Here is an 18,464-nt window from a genome sequence, read left to right as displayed (position 1 = left end):
GGACGCATAAGTGAAGATTAAACGATTTTTTGCCAAAGACATGCGTGCCGCACTGGCCCAAGTGAAAGAAACACTCGGCTCAGATGCCGTGATCATGTCAAATAAAAAAGTGAATGGGGGCATAGAGATTGTCGCCGCCGTTGACTACGATGAGCCCAAGGCAAAAGCTCCCGCAACTGCGCCAGCACCGACCTTTATGGATGTGAGTGACGATCTCGTCTCCCTAGGGGGAAAACAACCCGTTCGTGCCGAGACTCGTGCTAAGCCTGCGGCGCCCGCTGATTCGTTGCAAGCTTTGCTTGAAAAGCAACAAAGCCGTTTAAATCAACAATTATCGCATCAGCAAGCTGATGCGGAATTACCCGCATGGGCAAAAGGTTTACAGGCTCCGGCAGCGCCGAAAACTGAACGTCGAGAAGCGCCAGCTACCTTTGATAAGAAGCCACAAACATCCCAGAAGCAAAATGCCGATATCGAAGCTATGCGGGATGAGTTAGCTTCATTGCGTAATTTATTGACACACCAAGTGTCCTCTTTGATGACTGAGCATAAAAAACGTATCGACCCCGTTGGGGCTATGCTCGAGTCTAAATTACTTGAAGCCGAGTTTTCCCCTGCGGTTGCCGCAAAACTGGCGGCATTGAGCCAGCATTATACCCCCGCAGAATTAGTCAGAGCTTTGCCTCAAAGTTTAGCTAATATGCTGGATAATCAAGGTGATGATATTGTTCGTCAAGGTGGTGTCGTTGCCTTGGTGGGGCCAACTGGGGTGGGTAAAACGACCTCCTTGGCAAAGTTAGCCGCGCGTTTTGTCGCTCACCACGGCCCTGAGCAAGTCGCGTTAATTACCACGGATCATTATCGCATTGGTGCCTATGAGCAATTGGCGACCTATGGCAAAATAATGGGCTGTCCCGTAAAGCAAGCCCATGACCTCCATGAGCTAGAGCAAATTCTTTATCAGTTCAGAAATCGCAAGCTAGTATTGATAGATACCGCTGGTATGGGACAAAGGGATATGCGGCTCTACCAGCAACTTGATAATTTAACTGCAAATAGCAGAATACCAATTCGCAGTTATCTGGTACTGTCTGCCACAGGGCAGCGCCGAGTGCTGCAAGATGCAGTTAATCATTTTAAACGTATTCCTTTATCAGGTGCAGTACTCACAAAACTTGATGAATCTGTTTCTTTAGCAGGTGCACTAAGTGTGTTGATCCAAAGTGGGTTACCATTAAGCTATGTGACTGATGGTCAACGCGTTCCTGAAGATATGAAAGTCGCGGATACCTTAATGTTAGCGCAGCAGGCGCTGGCGGCATTAGATAGTACAGAACAACAATCATTACAAGACACAGCGTGGTCAGATAATATGGCCTGTGCATTTGAGTAGAGTTATGACCCTGGATCAAGCAAGTGGTTTACGTATGATGAATCAACCCTATAACGAAAAAGTGAAAGTAATTGCGGTCACGGGCGGTAAAGGCGGCGTGGGTAAAACCAGTGTCTCTATTAATACCGCAGTGGCATTAGCCGAGAAGGGCAAGCGAGTCTTAGTGCTCGATGCTGACCTTGGCTTAGCAAATGTCGACGTCATGTTGGGGATCCGTGCCGAGCGTAACCTCTCCCATGTATTATCGGGCGATGCGGAGCTTGACGATATTATTGTCCGCGGGCCTAAGGGCATAGGCATAGTTCCGGCTACCTCGGGTACTCAAGGGATGGTCGAACTCAGCCCTGCGCAACATGCTGGCTTGATTCGCGCTTTCAGTGAGATGCGCACTCAGTTCGATATTCTTGTGGTGGATACCGCCGCAGGGATCTCAGATATGGTGCTCAGTTTTTCCCGCGCCTCGCAGGACGTTTTAGTCGTGGTGTGTGATGAACCTACCTCTATAACCGACGCCTATGCGTTGATCAAAATCCTCAGCCGTGAACACGGCGTTTTCCGCTTTAAAATTGTTGCAAACATGGTGCGTAGTTTACGCGAAGGTATGGAATTATTTGCTAAACTCAGTAAAGTGACCGACAGATTTTTAGATGTCGCACTCGAGCTTGTTGCGACAATTCCATTTGATGAAAATCTGCGTAAATCAGTGCGTAAGCAAAAGTTAGTGGTAGAGGCTTATCCTAAGTCTCCGGCTGCCATTGCGTACCAAGGGTTGGCAAATAAAATCATGAGCTGGCCCGTTCCGCAGCAACCTGGTGGGCATTTGGAGTTTTTCGTTGAACGTTTAGTGCAACGACCAGATTTTCAAGAGGAAAAAACGAGTGAATAAAGCCGCTGCGTATACTTGTTTAGACAATAAATCATCTATCGTTGAACAGTATGCTCCGTTGGTTAAAAGAATTGCACATCACTTGCTCGCCAGATTACCTGCCTCTGTACAGCTTGATGACCTGCTGCAAGCAGGGATGATGGGATTACTCGAAGCATCATCCAAGTTTGATGGTGGCAAAGGTGCAAAATTTGAAACCTTCGCCGGTATACGGATCCGCGGTGCCATGCTGGATGAGATCCGCCGTGGCGATTGGGTTCCTCGTTCCGTTCATCGTAACAACCGTAGGGTCGCGCAAGCTATTGATGAGTTAGAGCAAGTTTTGGGTCGTGATGCGCGCGACACAGAAATTGCAGAAAAACTTGATATGACGCTCGATGAGTACCATCATATCCTTAACGATGTTTCTGTCGGAAAAATCATAGGGATAGAAGACTTAGGCGTATCGCAGGATATACTTACTCCAAGCGATAGGTCTGACGATGGTACGTTTGAGGCATTAGCCGAGACCCAATTTCATTCTGCGCTAGTTGAGGCAATAAAATTATTGCCAGAAAGAGATGCGTTAGTGTTATCGCTGTACTACGATGAAGCATTGAATTTAAAAGAGATTGGCGCCATTCTTGAGGTAAGCGAATCGCGAGTTAGCCAGATATTAAGTCAGGCAATGCTGCGACTCAAAGGCAAGCTCAAGCACTGGACATAAGTATAATTATTAATCGAGCACAGAATGTCAGCTCACCGGAGGAAACCTTGGACAAGAATATGAAGATTCTCATTGTTGACGACTTTTCAACAATGAGACGTATCATCAAGAACTTGTTGCGAGACTTGGGGTTTAATAACACCCAAGAAGCAGACGACGGCTCAACCGCCCTGCCTATGTTGCAAAAGGGGGATTTTGATTTCGTTGTTACAGATTGGAATATGCCCGGCATGCAGGGAATTGACCTGTTGAAGGCTATTCGCGCAGACGATTCGCTAAAGCATTTACCCGTATTAATGGTCACGGCTGAAGCAAAGCGTGAACAGATTATTGCTGCCGCGCAGGCGGGAGTAAATGGCTATGTGGTTAAACCTTTTACCGCAGCTACGTTGAAAGAGAAGTTAGATAAAATATTCGAACGACTCGCTTGAGCAAGGATGAGCTATGAAGTCATATACATCAGGGCTCATCACGCTCGAGCAAGCTCGGCATTTAGTTGAATTATTAAGTGCGGGTGAGCAATCTCAGGCTGATGATTTATTTCGGGAACTCGCAGCTCCGCTACAGAGAGAACTCTTTGATGAAGTCGGTAAACTAACCCGACAACTTCACAGTGCGTTAATGGACTTCCAAGTCGATAATCGATTAGTGGAACTAGCCAATACTGCAATACCGGACGCCAAACAACGATTAAGTTACGTCATCGATATGACGGAGCAAGCGGCAAATAAAACCATGGATGCGGTCGAAGAATGCTTGCCATTGGCCAATGCATTAACCGCTAATATTGAAAGGGTTATGCCATCTTGGGAAAGGTTAATGCGCCGGGATATCGCATTAGCGGATTTTAAAGTGCTTTGCCACGATGTGCAGCATTTGATGTCGCGTAGTGAACAGGACTCGAATCGGCTACGTGAGTTACTTAATCAAATACTGATGGCGCAGGATTTTCAGGATCTCACGGGGCAAATGATCCGCCGCGTGATCGATCTGGTGATGGAAGTTGAAAGTAATCTGGTGTCTATGCTGACGGTATTTGGTGAGCAGCCGGTAATTGAGAGTCAGATTACTCAGAAAAATAATATTGAAGCAGAAGGCCCGATAATGAATGCTGAGCTTCGTCAAGATGTGGTAACGGGTCAAGACGAAGTGGACGATCTTCTATCGAGTCTGGGTTTCTAACTGGGAGTCAATTTGATGGCCTTTGATGTAGATGAAGAGATACTCCAGGACTTTTTAATCGAAGCAGGCGAGATTTTAGAACTGCTGCAGGAGCAACTTGTTGCCCTTGAAAATAATCCTGATGATACTGACTTGCTGAATGCCATTTTCAGGGGATTTCATACCGTTAAAGGCGGCGCAGGCTTTCTCAGTTTGACCCCTATGGTCGATGTTTGCCATGAAGCGGAGAACACGTTTGACCTGTTACGGACAGGGAAAAGAAGCGTCAATGCCGAGCTGATGGATATTATTTTGCAGGCAGTGGATGCCATCAATACCATGTTTGCCCAAACCCAGCAGGGCGAGCAGCAAGATCCTGCCGATCCAGCCTTATTAGCTAAGCTCAAAATGCTCAGTTCAGGGGCGCCACTGCCCTCTGAGTTAGGTCAAGTTGCGGCTGAACCAGAACCAGAACCTATAGTTGAAGCCCAAGTAGCTATCGTTGCTGACGAAATGCCCGTAGAAGTGACAAAAAATGGCGATTCAAGCATAGATGAAATTGACGAAGCGGAATTTGAAGCCTTACTCGATGCCTTACATGGCTCAGGTAAAGGTCCTGCTTCTGCGAATGTTGTTGAGGCTCCTGCAAAAGCTAAACCCGCAACACCTGTGAGTTCAGCGCCCGCCAGCGATGATATTACCGACGATGAATTTGAAGCGCTATTAGATGAACTGCATGGCTCTGGCAAATTCAAAGTGGAAGTCGAGGCGCCCGCCAAACCTAAAGCCGCGACAGTCCCAGTGACGCCGTCTTCTGCACCAGTCGATGCGGATGAAATTACCGATGATGAGTTTGAGCGTTTACTCGATGAGTTGCATGGTAAAGGTGGCGCGCCAGCTAAAGTGGCCATAAAGGCTGAAACTAGCCCAGTGACACCCACGCCAAAGGCTCCGACACCAGCACCTAAGGTCGCACCGGCACCCATCGCGGTGGCAAAACCTAAGACCGAAATCGTTGTTGCTGAGAAAGCCCCCGCGAAAGCGGCAGCTTCTGCAAACGTGCCACAAGGTGAAACAACCGTACGGGTTGATACTGCAAGACTCGATCAAATCATGAACATGGTGGGTGAGTTAGTATTGGTTCGTAATCGGTTGGTGAGTTTAGGCGTGAGTCGTGATGACGAAGAAATGTCTAAAGCATTAGCTAACTTAGATTTAGTTACCGCAGATTTACAAGGTGCGGTGATGAAGACTCGGATGCAACCGATTAAGAAAGTCTTCGGTCGTTTCCCTAGGGTTGTTAGAGACTTAGCACGTACACTCAATAAAGAAATTGATTTAGTCATGGTCGGTGAAGAAACCGATCTCGATAAAAACTTGGTAGAAGCGCTTGCGGACCCTTTGGTCCACTTAGTGCGTAACTCGGTCGATCATGGTATTGAAATGCCCGATGACCGTGAGGCCAATGGCAAACCAAGAACCGGCACTATTACCTTATCCGCCAGCCAAGAGGGCGACCATATACTGCTGAAAATCGAAGACGATGGCGCAGGTATGGATCCTGAAAAGCTCAAGCAAATTGCCATTAAGCGTGGGGTGCTCGATGAAGATGCCGCTTCGCGGATGACGGATAGCGAAGCTTATAATCTGATTTTTGCCCCCGGTTTTTCTACTAAGGTTGAGATTTCGGATATTTCTGGCCGCGGTGTGGGTATGGATGTGGTTAAAACCCGCATTACCCAACTCAATGGCACTGTGCATATCGATTCGATGAAGGGCAAGGGCACCATACTCGAAATTAAGGTCCCCTTAACGTTGGCGATTATGCCAACCTTGATGGTCGATGTGGCTAAACAAGTGTTTGCTTTGCCACTCTCAAGCGTGAATGAAATTTTCCACCTCGATCTCACTAAAACCAATATTGTCGATGGTCAGCTTACCGTCATAGTACGTAATAAAGCCGTGCCATTATTCTATTTAGAGCACTGGTTGCATCGTAATAAAACAACCTTCAAGCATGGCGATAAGAAGCATGGTCATGTGGTTATTGTGCAGTTAGGCATGATGCAAATTGGTTTTGTGGTTGATGCGTTAATTGGCCAAGAAGAGGTCGTGATTAAGCCACTTGGCGCTATGTTACATGGCACGCCTGGTATGGCTGGTGCGACAATCACCTCCGATGGCGGTATTGCACTGATTTTAGATGTGCCAGGGCTATTAAAGCACTATGCAAAAAATAAAAGTTAGTTTCCAAGCTAAGGAATGGAATGGCCATTAAAGTATTAGTCGTTGATGACTCAAGTTTTTTCAGACGACGTGTTAGTGAAATAGTCAATCAAGATCCTGAACTGGAAGTTATCGCAACGGCCTCAAATGGGGCCGAAGCGGTAAAGTTGGCTGCTGAGCTTAATCCTCAAGTCATTACCATGGATATTGAAATGCCAGTGATGGACGGTATTACCGCCGTCCGCGAAATTATGGCAAAGTGTCCTGCTCCCATTTTAATGTTTTCTTCATTAACCCATGACGGCGCTAAAGCAACTTTAGATGCGCTTGATGCGGGAGCATTGGATTTTTTACCTAAGCGCTTTGAAGATATTGCGACCAATAAAGACGATGCCATTCTTTTGCTTCAGCAAAGGGTTAAAGCCCTAGGCCGCCGCAGAATATTTCGTCCGATAGCGCGCCCAGCGATTACCACTCCAGCGCCACGCCCGAGTGTGAGCACGGGACTGGGTTCATCGTCCCTCGCACACACTCAGGCAACACCTGCGCCAGTGCGCACACCAACGACATCTTCGATTCGTGCCAGTGGAAAACAATATAAGTTATTGTTGATTGGGACATCGACCGGTGGACCTGTCGCGCTGCAAAAAATTCTGACCCAGTTTCCGGCTAATTACCCACATCCTATTTTACTTATTCAGCATATGCCCGCTGCATTTACGCCAGCATTCGCTAATCGCTTAAATGGTTTGTGTAAAATCGAAGTCAAAGAAGCGGTTAATGGCGATTTATTGCGCCCAGGTTGTGCATATCTTGCACCCGGTGGGATGCAGATGATGATAGAGCGCTCGGGTTCGAGTGGGCGCATTAAAGTGCTCGCTGGCAGTGCTGAAATGAATTACAAACCCTGTGTCGATATCACGTTTGCATCAGCTTCAAAGGCTTATGGTGGTGATGTGCTGGCCGTTGTTTTAACGGGTATGGGCGCCGATGGGCGGGAAGGCGCGCGTATGCTTAAATCTGCGGGGGCGACGATTTGGGCACAGGATGAAGCAAGTTGTGTGGTTTATGGTATGCCGCAGGCGGTTGCCAGTGCTGGGATCGCGACCCAGTCTATTTCATTAGACAATATGGCGGAATCCATTTTAAAAGAGTCAACGCGTGGCTAAGGTCACGACTCCCGTGAGCACTAATGTTGTGCTCATTATGGTACTGATGGGGATTGCTATTGTTTGCCTTGGGGCGTTGAGCCTTGATTATCATAGAAAAATCAGCCTGCTACGTGATGAAGTCAAGCGCTTAGAGTCGACGCAGGTGCTGCTCATGGTACCAGATGAACAAGCCGAGGCGATTGCGACTTGGCTTGCTTCCCATCCGGATCAAACAAAAGCCATGTTAAAACTGGCTTCTCCGGGGGAGCAAAAAGCGGTCACCTTAGGTCCTGAGACGTTAACAGCACCTGAAGATAATATTCCTCCATTATTGGATAAATCGCTAGATAAGTTGCCAACAATGGATAAGTCGTCTGAGCAAAATCAAACCCAGACACCGCTTATGCCCGAGCAATCTAATACGACTAACAGCACTGGTACAGTACCTGTGATTATCTCGGAGAATGCTGATGGTGTAAAAATTATCAGCTTGCCTAATGGTGGTATAAGAGTGACAACGCGGGAAGGCGACTAGCTAATCCTATGCTGGCAGCGTCAATGGTGATGATGTTAATGACGAATAATTCGAATAACTCGATTAACTAAGGGCTCACTTCTTGAAAGTATGGACGATAGCGAATCAAAAAGGCGGTGTGGGTAAAACCACCTCGGTTGCCAGCTTAGCGGGCGTGCTCACTAAGCGGGGTAAGCGTGTGCTGATGATTGACACCGACCCCCATGCCTCGCTTGGTTATTACTTAGGGATTGATTCTGAAGAAGTTCCTGGTTCACTCTTCGATGTTTTTCTTGCCCATCGCGATTTAACCAAAGAGCTTGTTCTATCCCATGTTGTTCCCACCTTAGTCGATGGACTCGATCTTCTGCCTGCGACTATGGCATTAGCGACCTTAGACCGTGCCCTAGGGCATCAAGAGGGGATGGGGTTGGTGCTTCGTAATCTGCTTGCGCTGGTCGCCGATGAATACGATGTGGCGATAGTCGATTGCCCGCCCGTTTTAGGGGTGTTGATGGTGAATGCTTTGGCGGCGAGTCAGCATATTGTCATTCCCGTCCAAACCGAGTTTTTAGCCATTAAAGGGTTAGAACGCATGGTTAAAACCATGGAGATTATGGGGCGCTCTAAAAAAACGAGGTACAGCTACACTGTTGTGCCAACCATGTACGACAAGCGAACTAAAGCGTCTCCCGCGGCGCTGCAAGTACTCAGTGAACAATATGGTGATAGCCTTTGGCGGGATGTGATCCCTGTTGATACTAAGTTTAGAGATGCCAGTTTGGCACATTTACCCGCTTCGCATTATGCAAGTGGTAGCCGTGGTGTAAAAGCCTACGAAAGATTGTTAGATTTTTTATTAGCTGGGGAGTTTGGCCATGTCAAAATCGGTTGATGAGACTGTTTTTGATTTTTTTGAATTATTGCTACATGAAGATGATGGCTCTCCTGCTATTGTTTCCCCTGCTATTTCTCACGCTGAGAAACCTCATTCACTTGAGAGTGTTAAAGACAACGAGGCTGAGTTACTCGATAAGGCCATCTTAGCTGAGCATGGCCGCAGCAAGCCTTTGCCGAGCGTGGCTATTGCGGCCGAGGTGCAAGTTGCTAAGAGTAAAGAGCATCACTTTAGCATGCCGTTAAGTGAACCATCGCCTCAGGTAAATAAAGAAGCCTTAGAGAAATTACTTGCACCGGTATTTAAGAGCAACCCTCTTAGTGAACCTCCAATGGTTGAGGTGCCAGAAGTTGCTTCGCCGGAGGTGAGTTCGGCTCATTTAGCGCAAGATGCCATTCCATTGGCATCGACAGCTGCGCAGCATCAGCCTCCTATTGCCGATACGATAACGGCGCCAGAAACTCAAGTGGGTATCGCACCGCCCAGTATTACAAAAGATTTACAGGAAGTGCTCGATGATGAGTTTCAAGTACTATTCTTTAAAGTGGCTGGCCTCACCTTAGCCGTGCCGCTGGTGAGTCTGGGTGGCATAGTGAAAGTGGAGCGGATCAATCATATTATTGGTCGTCCATCCTGGTTTTTAGGAGTGCAAACCCACAGGGAAGAGCAGCTAAATATTGTCGATACCTGCGCTTGGGTTATGCCAGAAAAATACACGGATACACTGGCGCAATCGGTAAATTATCAATATCTTGTATTGTTAGAAGGCAGTAACTGGGGATTAACTTGTGAGTCCTTAGTCAATGCTGTAAAAATTAATAAATCGCAAGTAAACTGGCGCAGCAAAGCGGGTAAACGACCTTGGTTAGCTGGTGTGGTAAAAGAACAAATGTGTGGCATTTTGCACGTACAAGCCTTAGTTGAAATGCTTGATGCGGGTTTAGGCTGTCAGGACTCAATTGGTTGAGGTAAACATGAAAGATACAAGAAATGTCGCAGCCGTAGCTGCAAGTAAAGATGATGCGGTATTACAATGGGTTACCTTTAAGCTAGACAATGAAACCTACGGTATAAATGTGATGCAAGTGCAGGAAGTTCTGCGCTATACCGAAATCGCTCCTGTACCTGGGGCTCCGCATTATGTTTTGGGTATCATTAACTTACGCGGTAACGTCGTGACGGTTATCGACACACGTTCACGTTTTGGACTGCAGTCAGCCGAGGTCGATGATTCGACCCGTATCGTGATTATTGAAGCGGAAAAGCAAGTTATCGGCATTTTAGTCGATAGTGTTGCAGAAGTGGTTTACTTACGCCGCTCTGAAATTGATAACGCACCAAACGTTGGTACTGAAGAAAGTGCGAAGTTTATTCAAGGTGTGAGTAATCGCGATAATGAGCTGCTGATCTTAGTTGACCTCGATAAGTTATTGTCCGATGAAGAATGGGCCGAGCTAACACAGATATAAAGTGTTGGTTGGCGCTGTGCCACACTGCAAGTACCAATATTTTCAGTATTTGCGGTGTACCTATGGAAAAGTGGGATTTGTTTTGCATTCTACCCACACGGTTGAGAACCACTTTTCCATGATGGATCTTGACAATCATAGAGATGCATAAGGATTTTTGATGGGCGATGAATTTATAATCGCAGCGTTAGTCTATGTTATTGCGTGCTTAGGATTAGTTCTCTATTTGCAGAAACAGTTGAGTAAATTACGCAATAAAGCCGAGGCGTTAACCGTCTTAGTCAAAGAAGGGGACCGCCAGCGTGAATCTTTTAAACGGGAATTACAGGAATTACGCAGCGGCACCATAGGCGTTGGCCGACGCGTGATTGAACTTGAGAAGCGGTTACAGCAACAGTCTGAGCGAATTGAAGAATCATCGCAGCAGGATCCTCAGGCGAAACTCTATACTCGGGCGATGAAAATGGTGGCCCTGGGGGCAGGGGTCGATGAGTTGATTAAAGAGTGCGAGTTACCTAAGGCAGAAGCTGAGTTATTGATCCGCTTGCACCGTAAGTAAATAGTCATTCTAGGGCGGCTTTCGGCCTCTAGAAGCAGCAAAAAGTGCAGTTCTAAATTCTGAGCACGCCGCTTTGCCGTTACAGAACGCCACTTCGTGGCTCTAGGATGCTCGCAAGCTCGCACTAGAATCTAGATCCTAGAAGCGCAGCGTTCTGTGAGTGAGCTTGCGAACGTTCCGTTTACCTAGAACCCGCTCCGCTTTTCCCTCCTAAGCTTCTTCCACAATCTTTTGATGCATATTGTTCCACTGCTCTGGAAATTTACCATCAAGCATATAGACGAAGGCGATGAGCTCGGCGATAAGCAAATACAGTTCTTTTGGGATTTCTTCGCCCAGTTCCAACAAGCTGAGGAACTGGCTCAGATGAGGGTCTTGGTGAATATATACTCCAGATGCCTGGCCAAGGGCGATAATCTCTTCCGCGATAAGACCTTCCCCTGTCGCAACAATTTTGGGGGCATTTTTGCCATCGTAACTTAAGGCGACTGCCTGCCGGGTTTTATTGTCTTCATTCATATCAAAGTGTCCAGATTGTTATTGTAACCATGCACCCAACTATGCCTTTGTTTTAACAAGAAAGTGGTCGCCTGGGAGTAAGGTCGCTGGCACTTGGGCTATTTGAGTTGAGAGTTCTCCTGGGGTAAATCCAATTTGTGAAAGCTTTTGCCCTAAGGGTAGGAGAAAGTTATCAACCCTATTTAATAGCTGTTGATTATTCCCTTTAAATTGAATGTCTAACGTCTGCAGATGACAGCGAGCACTGATAAGTAACGGCCCCTGTGTCAGATTAAACTTGAGCTGTAAATGCCAGCCTTTCTGTTTTTGTTGTTTATCTTTATCCGCATCTTGCTCAAATTTCCCTTCGAGCTGCTCATGGCGCTGATTTATTCCATAGGGCAGTGCAAAATACCACACGAGATTACCGTTATTTTCACTGCTCGCTTGTTGGTAAAGATGCAAACTAGAGGCGAGTTGCCCCATGGTTTCGAGGCCGCCAGCCTTACTGAGTTGATTAAGTAGATTGGTCGAAAGCCCTGTTTTAGCTTGCAGTTGTTCGAGGTAATTTGCCAGCTTCTGGCTGACAACATTATTCGTACTATTTGCCCTAACGCCAAGTAGCAATTGGAATAATGAGCTAATGGCACTCGCATTAATAAACAGTGCCGCTTGATTCAGCTGTGGCGTCGCAAGATTAAGCGTAGCGAGCCCGAGCAAATCAGCTTTAAGTGCCTCGGGAATGCTCAATTGACTTAACGGCTGCGGGCTTAATTGTGGCAAACGCTTGAGCAGCTCCGCCGCTAAATTGAGATGATTGCGTAGGGTGAGCTGATCAAGGGGTAAAGCCCCCGCTTTACTAAAAGCCTTTTGCAAAACCTCATTGACAGATATCCCCGCTTCAGCTGACTTATTCCCCTTTTGATCGCTAACTTGTCCTTCTAAAGGAGTTAAGGATTGCAATGGGGGAAGTTGTGCCGCTGTGTCACTCAACTTGGGAGTTAGGCCATTTTCCATTTGTTGCACTACTTGTTGTTGCACTGACGCTGAATTAGCTGAGGTTGCAGGATTTGTTGAGTGAGCTCCAGGTGCTTGAGCGATTGGCTGAAGCTGAGTTTTATCGGGCGCGCGGCTTCCTATCTCTTGATGGGGAGTGTTTTGAAATAATCCCGCCTGAAGTGATGCCGAGGTAGCCGGATTCTGCACCGAGTTAGGCGCCGCGCTCTTGGCTAAAACAGAATTAGTTGTAAGAGGATTGTTTGATACGGCATCGGCCGGCGTCACGGCTTTCCCATCAATACTGTGGGTCGTTAGTTTGAGTTCTGTGCCCGCGGGTAATTGACCCAGTGTTGATTTAGCCAGGCTCGCTTGCCCAGCATCTATACTTATTTGCCCCAGAGTCAGGCTACCCTTGGCAGTGGCTGATGTCGAGTCTAGGTTTGGCCCGGAAAGGTTTGTCGCTATTGATTGCGCTACCGCAGCGCCAGAAGCTAATGCACCTGCGGCTGTCGTTTTCGCTATGACGCCAGTTGTGGAAGCTCCTTCTGTTTGGGGGACAAGGCCTTCCAGTTTTCGAAGGAAGGTCGCAATGATTTGGGCTGGCTCAGTTTTAGCAATAACAACATTGGCAGCTTGTTTATCAATTATGGGAATCTGAGTTTCATTTATTGGGGCGCCAATAAGAATTTCGAGTTTGCTCAGTATTGGGGTCAGTACTAAAATGGGCCGTCCCTGGGATAGGGCTATTTTCGCTTGATACTCCCCCGCACTAAGTTGAGTCTTCGGATCCTGTTGAATGACAGTCCCATTTGCAAATTGAAATTCTTTATTGATAACAATGACATTGGGAAGGGGGTAGCCCTGGGCCCGTCCCGCAAGCCCATGGAGTTGCTCTAAGGTTACTCCATTTTGCTGCGCTAACTGTGTTATCGCTTCGGGCAGCTTTAATGTCAGGGAGGTGCCTAAGGCAAGCAGTTGAGCCGTTTGATTGGCGTGTATTGTTGCTGCCTGAGTCGCAGTTGTGGCCGTTTGAGCGACTAAAAAATGGCTAGCAGTGATCAAAGCTTGCCTTTGCTGCGTATTTACAAGCTTTAAATTATATTCTGTACCGTTTAGAATAATACTATCGCCATCTGCTGAAACAAGCACTTCTGCAGGGATTGGGCGTGAGGATACATTAGAGGCATCCACCTGTGTCACCGAAGTGGCCCGCGGCGCATTGACTGTATTGATAAGTGGAATTGACTCCATGTAAAGACCTTTACTAGTTTATCCTTTGGCACATTATTTTGAAAAATTAACAATTGACCAAAATATTTTGCCAAGTATGCTTATGCGCTTTGTGAAAACGATGACAATTTCTCTGTCATGCTAGAGTATGCCACTAAGTGAATGATCTCTATATCGTCACTTATCCATAGTCACTTTAGCGAAAACTCGATATCGAAGCAGTACATTTATTAAGAGAGCAATATGAAGTTGAGATGGATAGGGTTACTTTTAGGATTAATGCTATTGCCCAATGTTTATGGGGCAGAAGTTTCTGCACCCGATACGACCACAGAGACCCCCTCGGCTGTAAAAATTACCTACAATGACCCACAGGATCCCTTTGAGGGTTTTAACCGTGTAATGTGGGACTTCAACTATTTGTATTTGGATAGATACATTTACCGCCCGATTGCCCATGGCTATAACGACTATATCCCCATGCCAGCCAAGACTGGGGTCAATAACTTTGTTCGAAACCTAGAAGAACCCAGCAGCTTAGTCAACAATGCCTTGCAAGGTAAGTGGGGCTGGGCTGCTAATGCGGGTGGCCGTTTTACGATCAATACCACGGTCGGGCTGTTAGGTGTCATTGATGTCGCAGATATGATGGGGCTTCCACGCAAGCAGGACGATTTTAACGAAGTCTTAGGTTACTATGGCGTACCTAACGGGCCGTATTTTATGGCGCCTTTTGCGGGTCCCTATGTGGTTCGAGAACTCGCGTCAGATTGGGTGGATGGTCTATACTTTCCACTATCAGAGCTAACAGTATGGCAAGCCGTCGTAAAATGGGGGCTAAAAAGTCTTCACGCTAGAGCAACCGCGATTGATCAGGAAAGGCTTGTCGATAATGCGCTTGATCCCTATACCTTTGTGAAAGATGCATACATACAGCATATGGACTATAAAGTCTATGATGGTGATGTTCCACAAAAACAAGATGATGATGAGTTGCTCGATCAATACATGCAGGAACTTGAGTAAACCTATGCGCTGTACTTGGCTGCCAGCATTTTTAGCAGCCAAGATCTTGCCGTATCGAATGATTCTTCCGATGTCATGATTGAGTTATTGCCGCCGCAATGAATTTTATTCGGGAATCTTTATGGCGTTAAATGGTGTGTCAATTCTTTGGGTCGAGGATGATCCTGTGTTTCGGCAAATTGTCGCCACGTTTCTCAGTGGGCGAGGTGCCGAAGTTATACAAGCCTGTGATGGTGAACAGGGGCTGAGTGTTTTTAAGCAGCAGCGTTTCGATATCGTTTTAGCCGATTTAAGTATGCCTAAACTGGGCGGGCTCGATATGCTTAAGGAAATGGTTAAGCTTGAACCTTTAGTCCCTTCTATTGTTATATCGGGTAATAATGTGATGGCGGATGTCGTTGAGGCATTACGCATTGGTGCATGTGACTACTTGGTCAAGCCCGTCCCCGATTTATTTATTATTGAGCAATCTATCCGGCAAGGTTTACAACGTACCCATAACGATGACCCCATGTGGGTGGATTTTGATGCGTTATCCCACCAAGAGCTAAACGATAACTTAGCGTTGTTAGAACAAAGTGTTGAAGCCGCGAAGCAAGTTCAGCAACAGCTATTCCCCGCATCCAATATCAGCTATCCAACGGCCAAGGTGGATTACAGTCTATTTAAAAATAGCGATATCAGTAGCTATTTTATTGACTCCACTATGGTGGGCAGCGAGCACTTGATCATGTATATGGCGCATCTTTACCCTGAGGATAATCGCGCTGCCTTTGCTTGCGTATTATTAAGAAGTTTTGTTAATCAAAAACTTAAAAATTACCGGAGTGGCCAGAGTAAAACTATTATTGAGCCATTCAATATGTTGAGTTACCTCAATGAGCGGCTGGTAAAGTCAGGACTCGATATCACAGTTGATATCATCTATATCTCCATCGAATTGACTAAGTATCGCGCCGCCATTGCCCAAGCCGGTAAGGGGCTGCGATGCTATTTACGCAATGATGAAGGACTAAGTCCTTTAGCCCTTTCGGATAGCTTACAACTGGGGATGCTAGATTGGGGGAAACCCAGTATGCAATTCCGCACTATCTTGCCACAAGAACAACTCTGTATTGCCACCAGTGACGCGCAGCATAAACAGTACCTGCTGGAGAATAAATTTAAAGGTTTAGTTTATGATCCGACAATCCCCGCAGGCGGATTTATGCAGTTAAGTTTATAGAAAACTAAAGCGAGGACGGCCTTCGGCCTGCTAGAACGCTGCAAAAAGCGCAGCTGCTAGAATCTAGGGCGTTGCTTCGCCACTGCTAGGACGGCCTTCAGCCGCGAGAATCTAGGCACGTATTCCCTCTTCAACTTTGTCATTCCCGCGCACGCGGGAATCCATACGCTTTTGATCTTCCTAGCAGCGCAGCGAGCTAGACTCTAGGGCCTAGCATCTAAAAGCTGGATCCCCGCATCGATAAATGCTCCTGTGTTATTCTCGATAATTGCTCCTGCATTATTCTACCTTCGCCCGTCCCAGGGCTCGTACCTCCTGCATCTGACCACCATGGAAGGTTGAAATGTCATATTTTGTATGGAACAAAATTGACCATGCAGTCGTTATCGAGGATGACGGCGTAAGAGCAGTGCGCTCTGCTTTTTCCGTGAGCGCAGCGTTCCGTTATCCGTAAACGAAGTGTTCTGTAATCTAGGGTGTAGCTGTGCGTTCGCGAGGATGACGGCGTAAAAATTGTGAAGGACAGGGTATGAGGACAAAACAAAAAACGCTGCATTTCTGCAGCGTTTTTTTATCGCAATCTAAGATTATTCAAAATAGCAGAATAGGGCGTCACAATGTGGATCTAGAATCTAGAACCTAGCAGTCGCGCAGCGACGCTCTACTTTATCTCTTAATCGCTTCGTGCTCGCCAGTGACGGCAATTTCATCTTCTAACGCTTCAGCTTCAGAGTGATGTTTAGTCTCTGCACCGTGCATCCAATCAACCAGCTTATCCGCCATAAAATACAGAATGACGCCAGAAAGAGCTGCAGTAATCGCAATACCCGAGAAAATCGCCATCGCATTAGCCAGCTGTTCTTCTACTTCGCCACCATGGCCGATAAATGAACCGACAACGCCACCGATCTTGTTAGCTGCGGCAACGAATAGGAACCAAGCGCCCATCATTAACGAGGCAATGCGCAGTGGAGCCAGTTTGGTCACCATAGAGAGGCCGATAGGTGATAAGCAAAGTTCGCCCATAGTATGGAAGAAATAAGCGCCGACTAACCACCACATGCTTGATTTAGCTGATGCATCGCCGCCCATTTCGACAACGGCACCAATCATAAATAAGAAGCCAACAGCCAGTAAGACTAAACCTAAGGCAAACTTTACTGGGGAGTTTGGTTCATTCTTACCTAAGCGAACCCAAATAGAAGCGACAACTGGGGCGAAAATCACGATAAACATCGCGTTTAAAGATTGGAACCAAGTAGTTGGCACTTCCCAGTCACCAATCATGCGATCGGTAAAATTGTTAGTGAATAGGTTCATCAGGCCGCCAGCTTGCTCAAAGCCCGCCCAGAAAATGATAGTAAATAAACCCATCACCATAATGACCTTGATTCGGTCACGTTCTACTTTTGTCAGAGGTTCTTTACGAACTTCACCCTTTTCTGCCGCCTTTTCGCGCTCCAGTCTTGCTGCTGGAACTCGGCCAATATTGCCAAGTAATTTCTGGGCAAATACAAGCTGGATAATGAGTGACAGGATCATACCAATACCAGCACAAATAAAGCCGGCCTGGAAATTGCCATCATAGGCAGCAACCACTGAACCGACGATAATGCCAGAAAGGAAAGCTCCAACGTTGATCCCCATGTAGAAAATGGTGAATGCGCCGTCACGGCGATGGTCGCCTTCTTCGTAAAGATCGCCAACCATGGTAGAAATATTTGGCTTAAACAAGCCGTTACCAAGGATTAAAGTACCCAGACCCACATAAAATACTTCTGTCGACATGCCAGCAACCCACGCATGGGGTGTGCCTAGAATGAATTGTCCTGCGGCCATCAAGGTACCGCCAATCATAATGGCACGGCGCTGGCCTAAAAAGGTATCAGCCAACCAACCACCTAAGAGCGGCGTAAGATACACAAGACCGGTAAAAGTACCATATAAAGAAATCGCATCGGCTTCAGACCATCCAAGGCCATGACCGCCTTCACTTTGTACTTTATCGACTAAATACAGCACCAGAATGGCACGCATTGCATAATAACTAAAACGTTCCCATAGCTCTGTTGTAAATAGCAGGAACAATCCTTTGGGATGCCCAAGCATTGTCCCTTGTGGTTTTGCTACGTTCATGAAGTTTCCACCTTAAGCTCGTGATTGCCTGTGGGCCCCTGAAACAGGATGATGTCGCCACAGAAAAATGGTTGTTGCTTATCCCATATTCGCCCTGAGTAACAAGGTTTATCCTAAACGATAAAATCAGAATAAAATTGTTGAATTACTGCAGGTTACGTATGAGTTATTGTTACGTTCTTATAATAAAAGTAATATTTTAGGCGTTAAATTGAATATTTTCGCTAAAATCCCACCTTATATACCCTTTAAAAGCAGCTAAAGTCAATTTTGGCTTGCCAACTGGCGACATTATCAGCGATTAGCTGCGAGTACTGATTAGTGCTGATTTTGCTAATATATCTGGCAGTTGCTTGCATACCGTTCAGCAAAGCTGAAGATGCAAAA

At 46.7% G+C, this 18,464-nt stretch carries 17 protein-coding genes; 14 read left to right on the top strand and 3 right to left on the bottom strand.

The window, feature by feature from the left end; all coding sequences use genetic code 11:
- The first annotated feature begins 10 nt into the window (after positions 1 to 10).
- The 12 genes from flhF (at position 11) to JFT56_RS13025 (ending at position 10,963) form a co-directional block, all read left to right on the top strand.
- A complete protein-coding gene (flhF, locus tag JFT56_RS13080; RefSeq protein WP_198780506.1) occupies positions 11 to 1,393 on the top strand; it encodes a flagellar biosynthesis protein FlhF in 1,383 nt (460 codons plus the stop codon).
- Positions 1,394 to 1,397: 4 nt separating this feature from the next.
- Positions 1,398 to 2,279 (top strand): MinD/ParA family protein, encoded by an 882-nt coding sequence (locus tag JFT56_RS13075; RefSeq protein ID WP_011919601.1) that lies wholly within the window; start codon positions 1,398 to 1,400, stop codon positions 2,277 to 2,279.
- Positions 2,272 to 2,985, top strand: a complete 714-nt coding sequence (locus JFT56_RS13070) for an RNA polymerase sigma factor FliA (protein WP_007649669.1) — start codon at positions 2,272 to 2,274, stop codon at positions 2,983 to 2,985. Before JFT56_RS13075 ends, JFT56_RS13070 begins: the two co-directional genes overlap by 8 nt.
- Positions 2,986 to 3,032: 47 nt before the next feature.
- Positions 3,033 to 3,416, top strand: a complete 384-nt coding sequence (gene cheY / locus JFT56_RS13065; RefSeq protein WP_007649667.1) for a chemotaxis response regulator CheY — start codon at positions 3,033 to 3,035, stop codon at positions 3,414 to 3,416.
- Positions 3,417 to 3,429: 13 nt separating this feature from the next.
- Entirely contained in the window at positions 3,430 to 4,167 is a 738-nt protein-coding gene (locus tag JFT56_RS13060) for a protein phosphatase CheZ (RefSeq protein WP_007649657.1), read from the top strand.
- 15 nt (positions 4,168 to 4,182) lie between these two features.
- Positions 4,183 to 6,393, top strand: coding sequence for a chemotaxis protein CheA (locus JFT56_RS13055; protein WP_198780505.1), 2,211 nt, complete (start codon positions 4,183 to 4,185; stop codon positions 6,391 to 6,393).
- Between the two features lie 20 nt (positions 6,394 to 6,413).
- Positions 6,414 to 7,541 (top strand): protein-glutamate methylesterase/protein-glutamine glutaminase, encoded by a 1,128-nt coding sequence (locus JFT56_RS13050; RefSeq protein ID WP_198780504.1) that lies wholly within the window; start codon positions 6,414 to 6,416, stop codon positions 7,539 to 7,541.
- A 13-nt stretch (positions 7,542 to 7,554) separates the two neighbouring features.
- Positions 7,555 to 8,058, top strand: coding sequence for a membrane anchored protein in chemotaxis locus (locus JFT56_RS13045; RefSeq protein ID WP_198783572.1), 504 nt, complete (start codon positions 7,555 to 7,557; stop codon positions 8,056 to 8,058).
- Positions 8,059 to 8,140: 82 nt separating this feature from the next.
- Entirely contained in the window at positions 8,141 to 8,932 is a 792-nt protein-coding gene (locus JFT56_RS13040; protein WP_198780503.1) for a ParA family protein, read from the top strand.
- On the top strand, positions 8,916 to 9,902 hold the full coding sequence (locus JFT56_RS13035; RefSeq protein ID WP_198780502.1) for a chemotaxis protein CheW: 987 nt from the start codon (positions 8,916 to 8,918) through the stop codon (positions 9,900 to 9,902). The genes JFT56_RS13040 and JFT56_RS13035 overlap by 17 nt, the downstream gene beginning before the upstream one ends.
- Before the next feature lie 7 nt (positions 9,903 to 9,909).
- On the top strand, positions 9,910 to 10,404 hold the full coding sequence (locus JFT56_RS13030) for a chemotaxis protein CheW (protein ID WP_198780501.1): 495 nt from the start codon (positions 9,910 to 9,912) through the stop codon (positions 10,402 to 10,404).
- A 160-nt stretch (positions 10,405 to 10,564) separates the two neighbouring features.
- The gene (locus JFT56_RS13025; RefSeq protein WP_198780500.1) at positions 10,565 to 10,963 is read left to right on the top strand and encodes a DUF2802 domain-containing protein; all 399 of its coding nucleotides are present in this window, start codon (positions 10,565 to 10,567) and stop codon (positions 10,961 to 10,963) included.
- Positions 10,964 to 11,173: 210 nt separating this feature from the next.
- Here JFT56_RS13025 and JFT56_RS13020 read toward each other — a convergent pair whose 3' ends face one another.
- Together JFT56_RS13020 and JFT56_RS13015 are read right to left on the bottom strand one after the other, a co-directional pair.
- The gene (locus tag JFT56_RS13020; RefSeq protein WP_198780499.1) at positions 11,174 to 11,482 is read right to left on the bottom strand and encodes an EscU/YscU/HrcU family type III secretion system export apparatus switch protein; all 309 of its coding nucleotides are present in this window, start codon (positions 11,480 to 11,482) and stop codon (positions 11,174 to 11,176) included.
- Positions 11,483 to 11,521: 39 nt separating this feature from the next.
- Positions 11,522 to 13,711, bottom strand: a complete 2,190-nt coding sequence (locus JFT56_RS13015; protein ID WP_198780498.1) for a flagellar hook-length control protein FliK — start codon at positions 13,709 to 13,711, stop codon at positions 11,522 to 11,524.
- Positions 13,712 to 13,933: 222 nt separating this feature from the next.
- On the opposite strand from JFT56_RS13015, the gene JFT56_RS13010 reads away from it, so the two are divergent.
- Both JFT56_RS13010 and JFT56_RS13005 read left to right on the top strand, forming a co-directional pair.
- A complete protein-coding gene (locus JFT56_RS13010; protein ID WP_198780497.1) occupies positions 13,934 to 14,716 on the top strand; it encodes a VacJ family lipoprotein in 783 nt (260 codons plus the stop codon).
- Between the two features lie 121 nt (positions 14,717 to 14,837).
- The gene (locus JFT56_RS13005; RefSeq protein WP_198780496.1) at positions 14,838 to 15,941 is read left to right on the top strand and encodes a response regulator; all 1,104 of its coding nucleotides are present in this window, start codon (positions 14,838 to 14,840) and stop codon (positions 15,939 to 15,941) included.
- A 666-nt stretch (positions 15,942 to 16,607) separates the two neighbouring features.
- Here the strand turns inward: JFT56_RS13005 and JFT56_RS13000 are convergent.
- On the bottom strand, positions 16,608 to 18,077 hold the full coding sequence (locus tag JFT56_RS13000; RefSeq protein WP_198780495.1) for a peptide MFS transporter: 1,470 nt from the start codon (positions 18,075 to 18,077) through the stop codon (positions 16,608 to 16,610).
- Between the last annotated feature and the right edge of the window lie 387 nt (positions 18,078 to 18,464).

Source organism: Shewanella putrefaciens, from assembly GCF_016406305.1.
Taxonomy (GTDB): domain Bacteria; phylum Pseudomonadota; class Gammaproteobacteria; order Enterobacterales; family Shewanellaceae; genus Shewanella; species Shewanella putrefaciens_C.
This window is presented reverse-complemented; position numbering and strand designations above follow the sequence as displayed.

Excerpts from the sequence above, each read along its gene's own strand:
- JFT56_RS13075 (WP_011919601.1), top strand. The coding sequence starts at position 1,398 with ATGACCCTGGATCAAGCAAGTGGTTTACGTATGATGAATCAACCCTAT.
- JFT56_RS13060 (WP_007649657.1), top strand. The coding sequence starts at position 3,430 with ATGAAGTCATATACATCAGGGCTCATCACGCTCGAGCAAGCTCGGCAT.
- JFT56_RS13055 (WP_198780505.1), top strand. The coding sequence starts at position 4,183 with ATGGCCTTTGATGTAGATGAAGAGATACTCCAGGACTTTTTAATCGAA.
- JFT56_RS13050 (WP_198780504.1), top strand. The coding sequence starts at position 6,414 with ATGGCCATTAAAGTATTAGTCGTTGATGACTCAAGTTTTTTCAGACGA.
- JFT56_RS13035 (WP_198780502.1), top strand. The coding sequence starts at position 8,916 with ATGTCAAAATCGGTTGATGAGACTGTTTTTGATTTTTTTGAATTATTG.
- JFT56_RS13030 (WP_198780501.1), top strand. The coding sequence starts at position 9,910 with ATGAAAGATACAAGAAATGTCGCAGCCGTAGCTGCAAGTAAAGATGAT.
- JFT56_RS13025 (WP_198780500.1), top strand. The coding sequence starts at position 10,565 with ATGGGCGATGAATTTATAATCGCAGCGTTAGTCTATGTTATTGCGTGC.
- JFT56_RS13020 (WP_198780499.1), bottom strand. The coding sequence starts at position 11,482 with ATGAATGAAGACAATAAAACCCGGCAGGCAGTCGCCTTAAGTTACGAT.
- JFT56_RS13015 (WP_198780498.1), bottom strand. The coding sequence starts at position 13,711 with ATGGAGTCAATTCCACTTATCAATACAGTCAATGCGCCGCGGGCCACT.
- JFT56_RS13010 (WP_198780497.1), top strand. The coding sequence starts at position 13,934 with ATGAAGTTGAGATGGATAGGGTTACTTTTAGGATTAATGCTATTGCCC.
- JFT56_RS13005 (WP_198780496.1), top strand. The coding sequence starts at position 14,838 with ATGGCGTTAAATGGTGTGTCAATTCTTTGGGTCGAGGATGATCCTGTG.
- JFT56_RS13000 (WP_198780495.1), bottom strand. The coding sequence starts at position 18,077 with ATGAACGTAGCAAAACCACAAGGGACAATGCTTGGGCATCCCAAAGGA.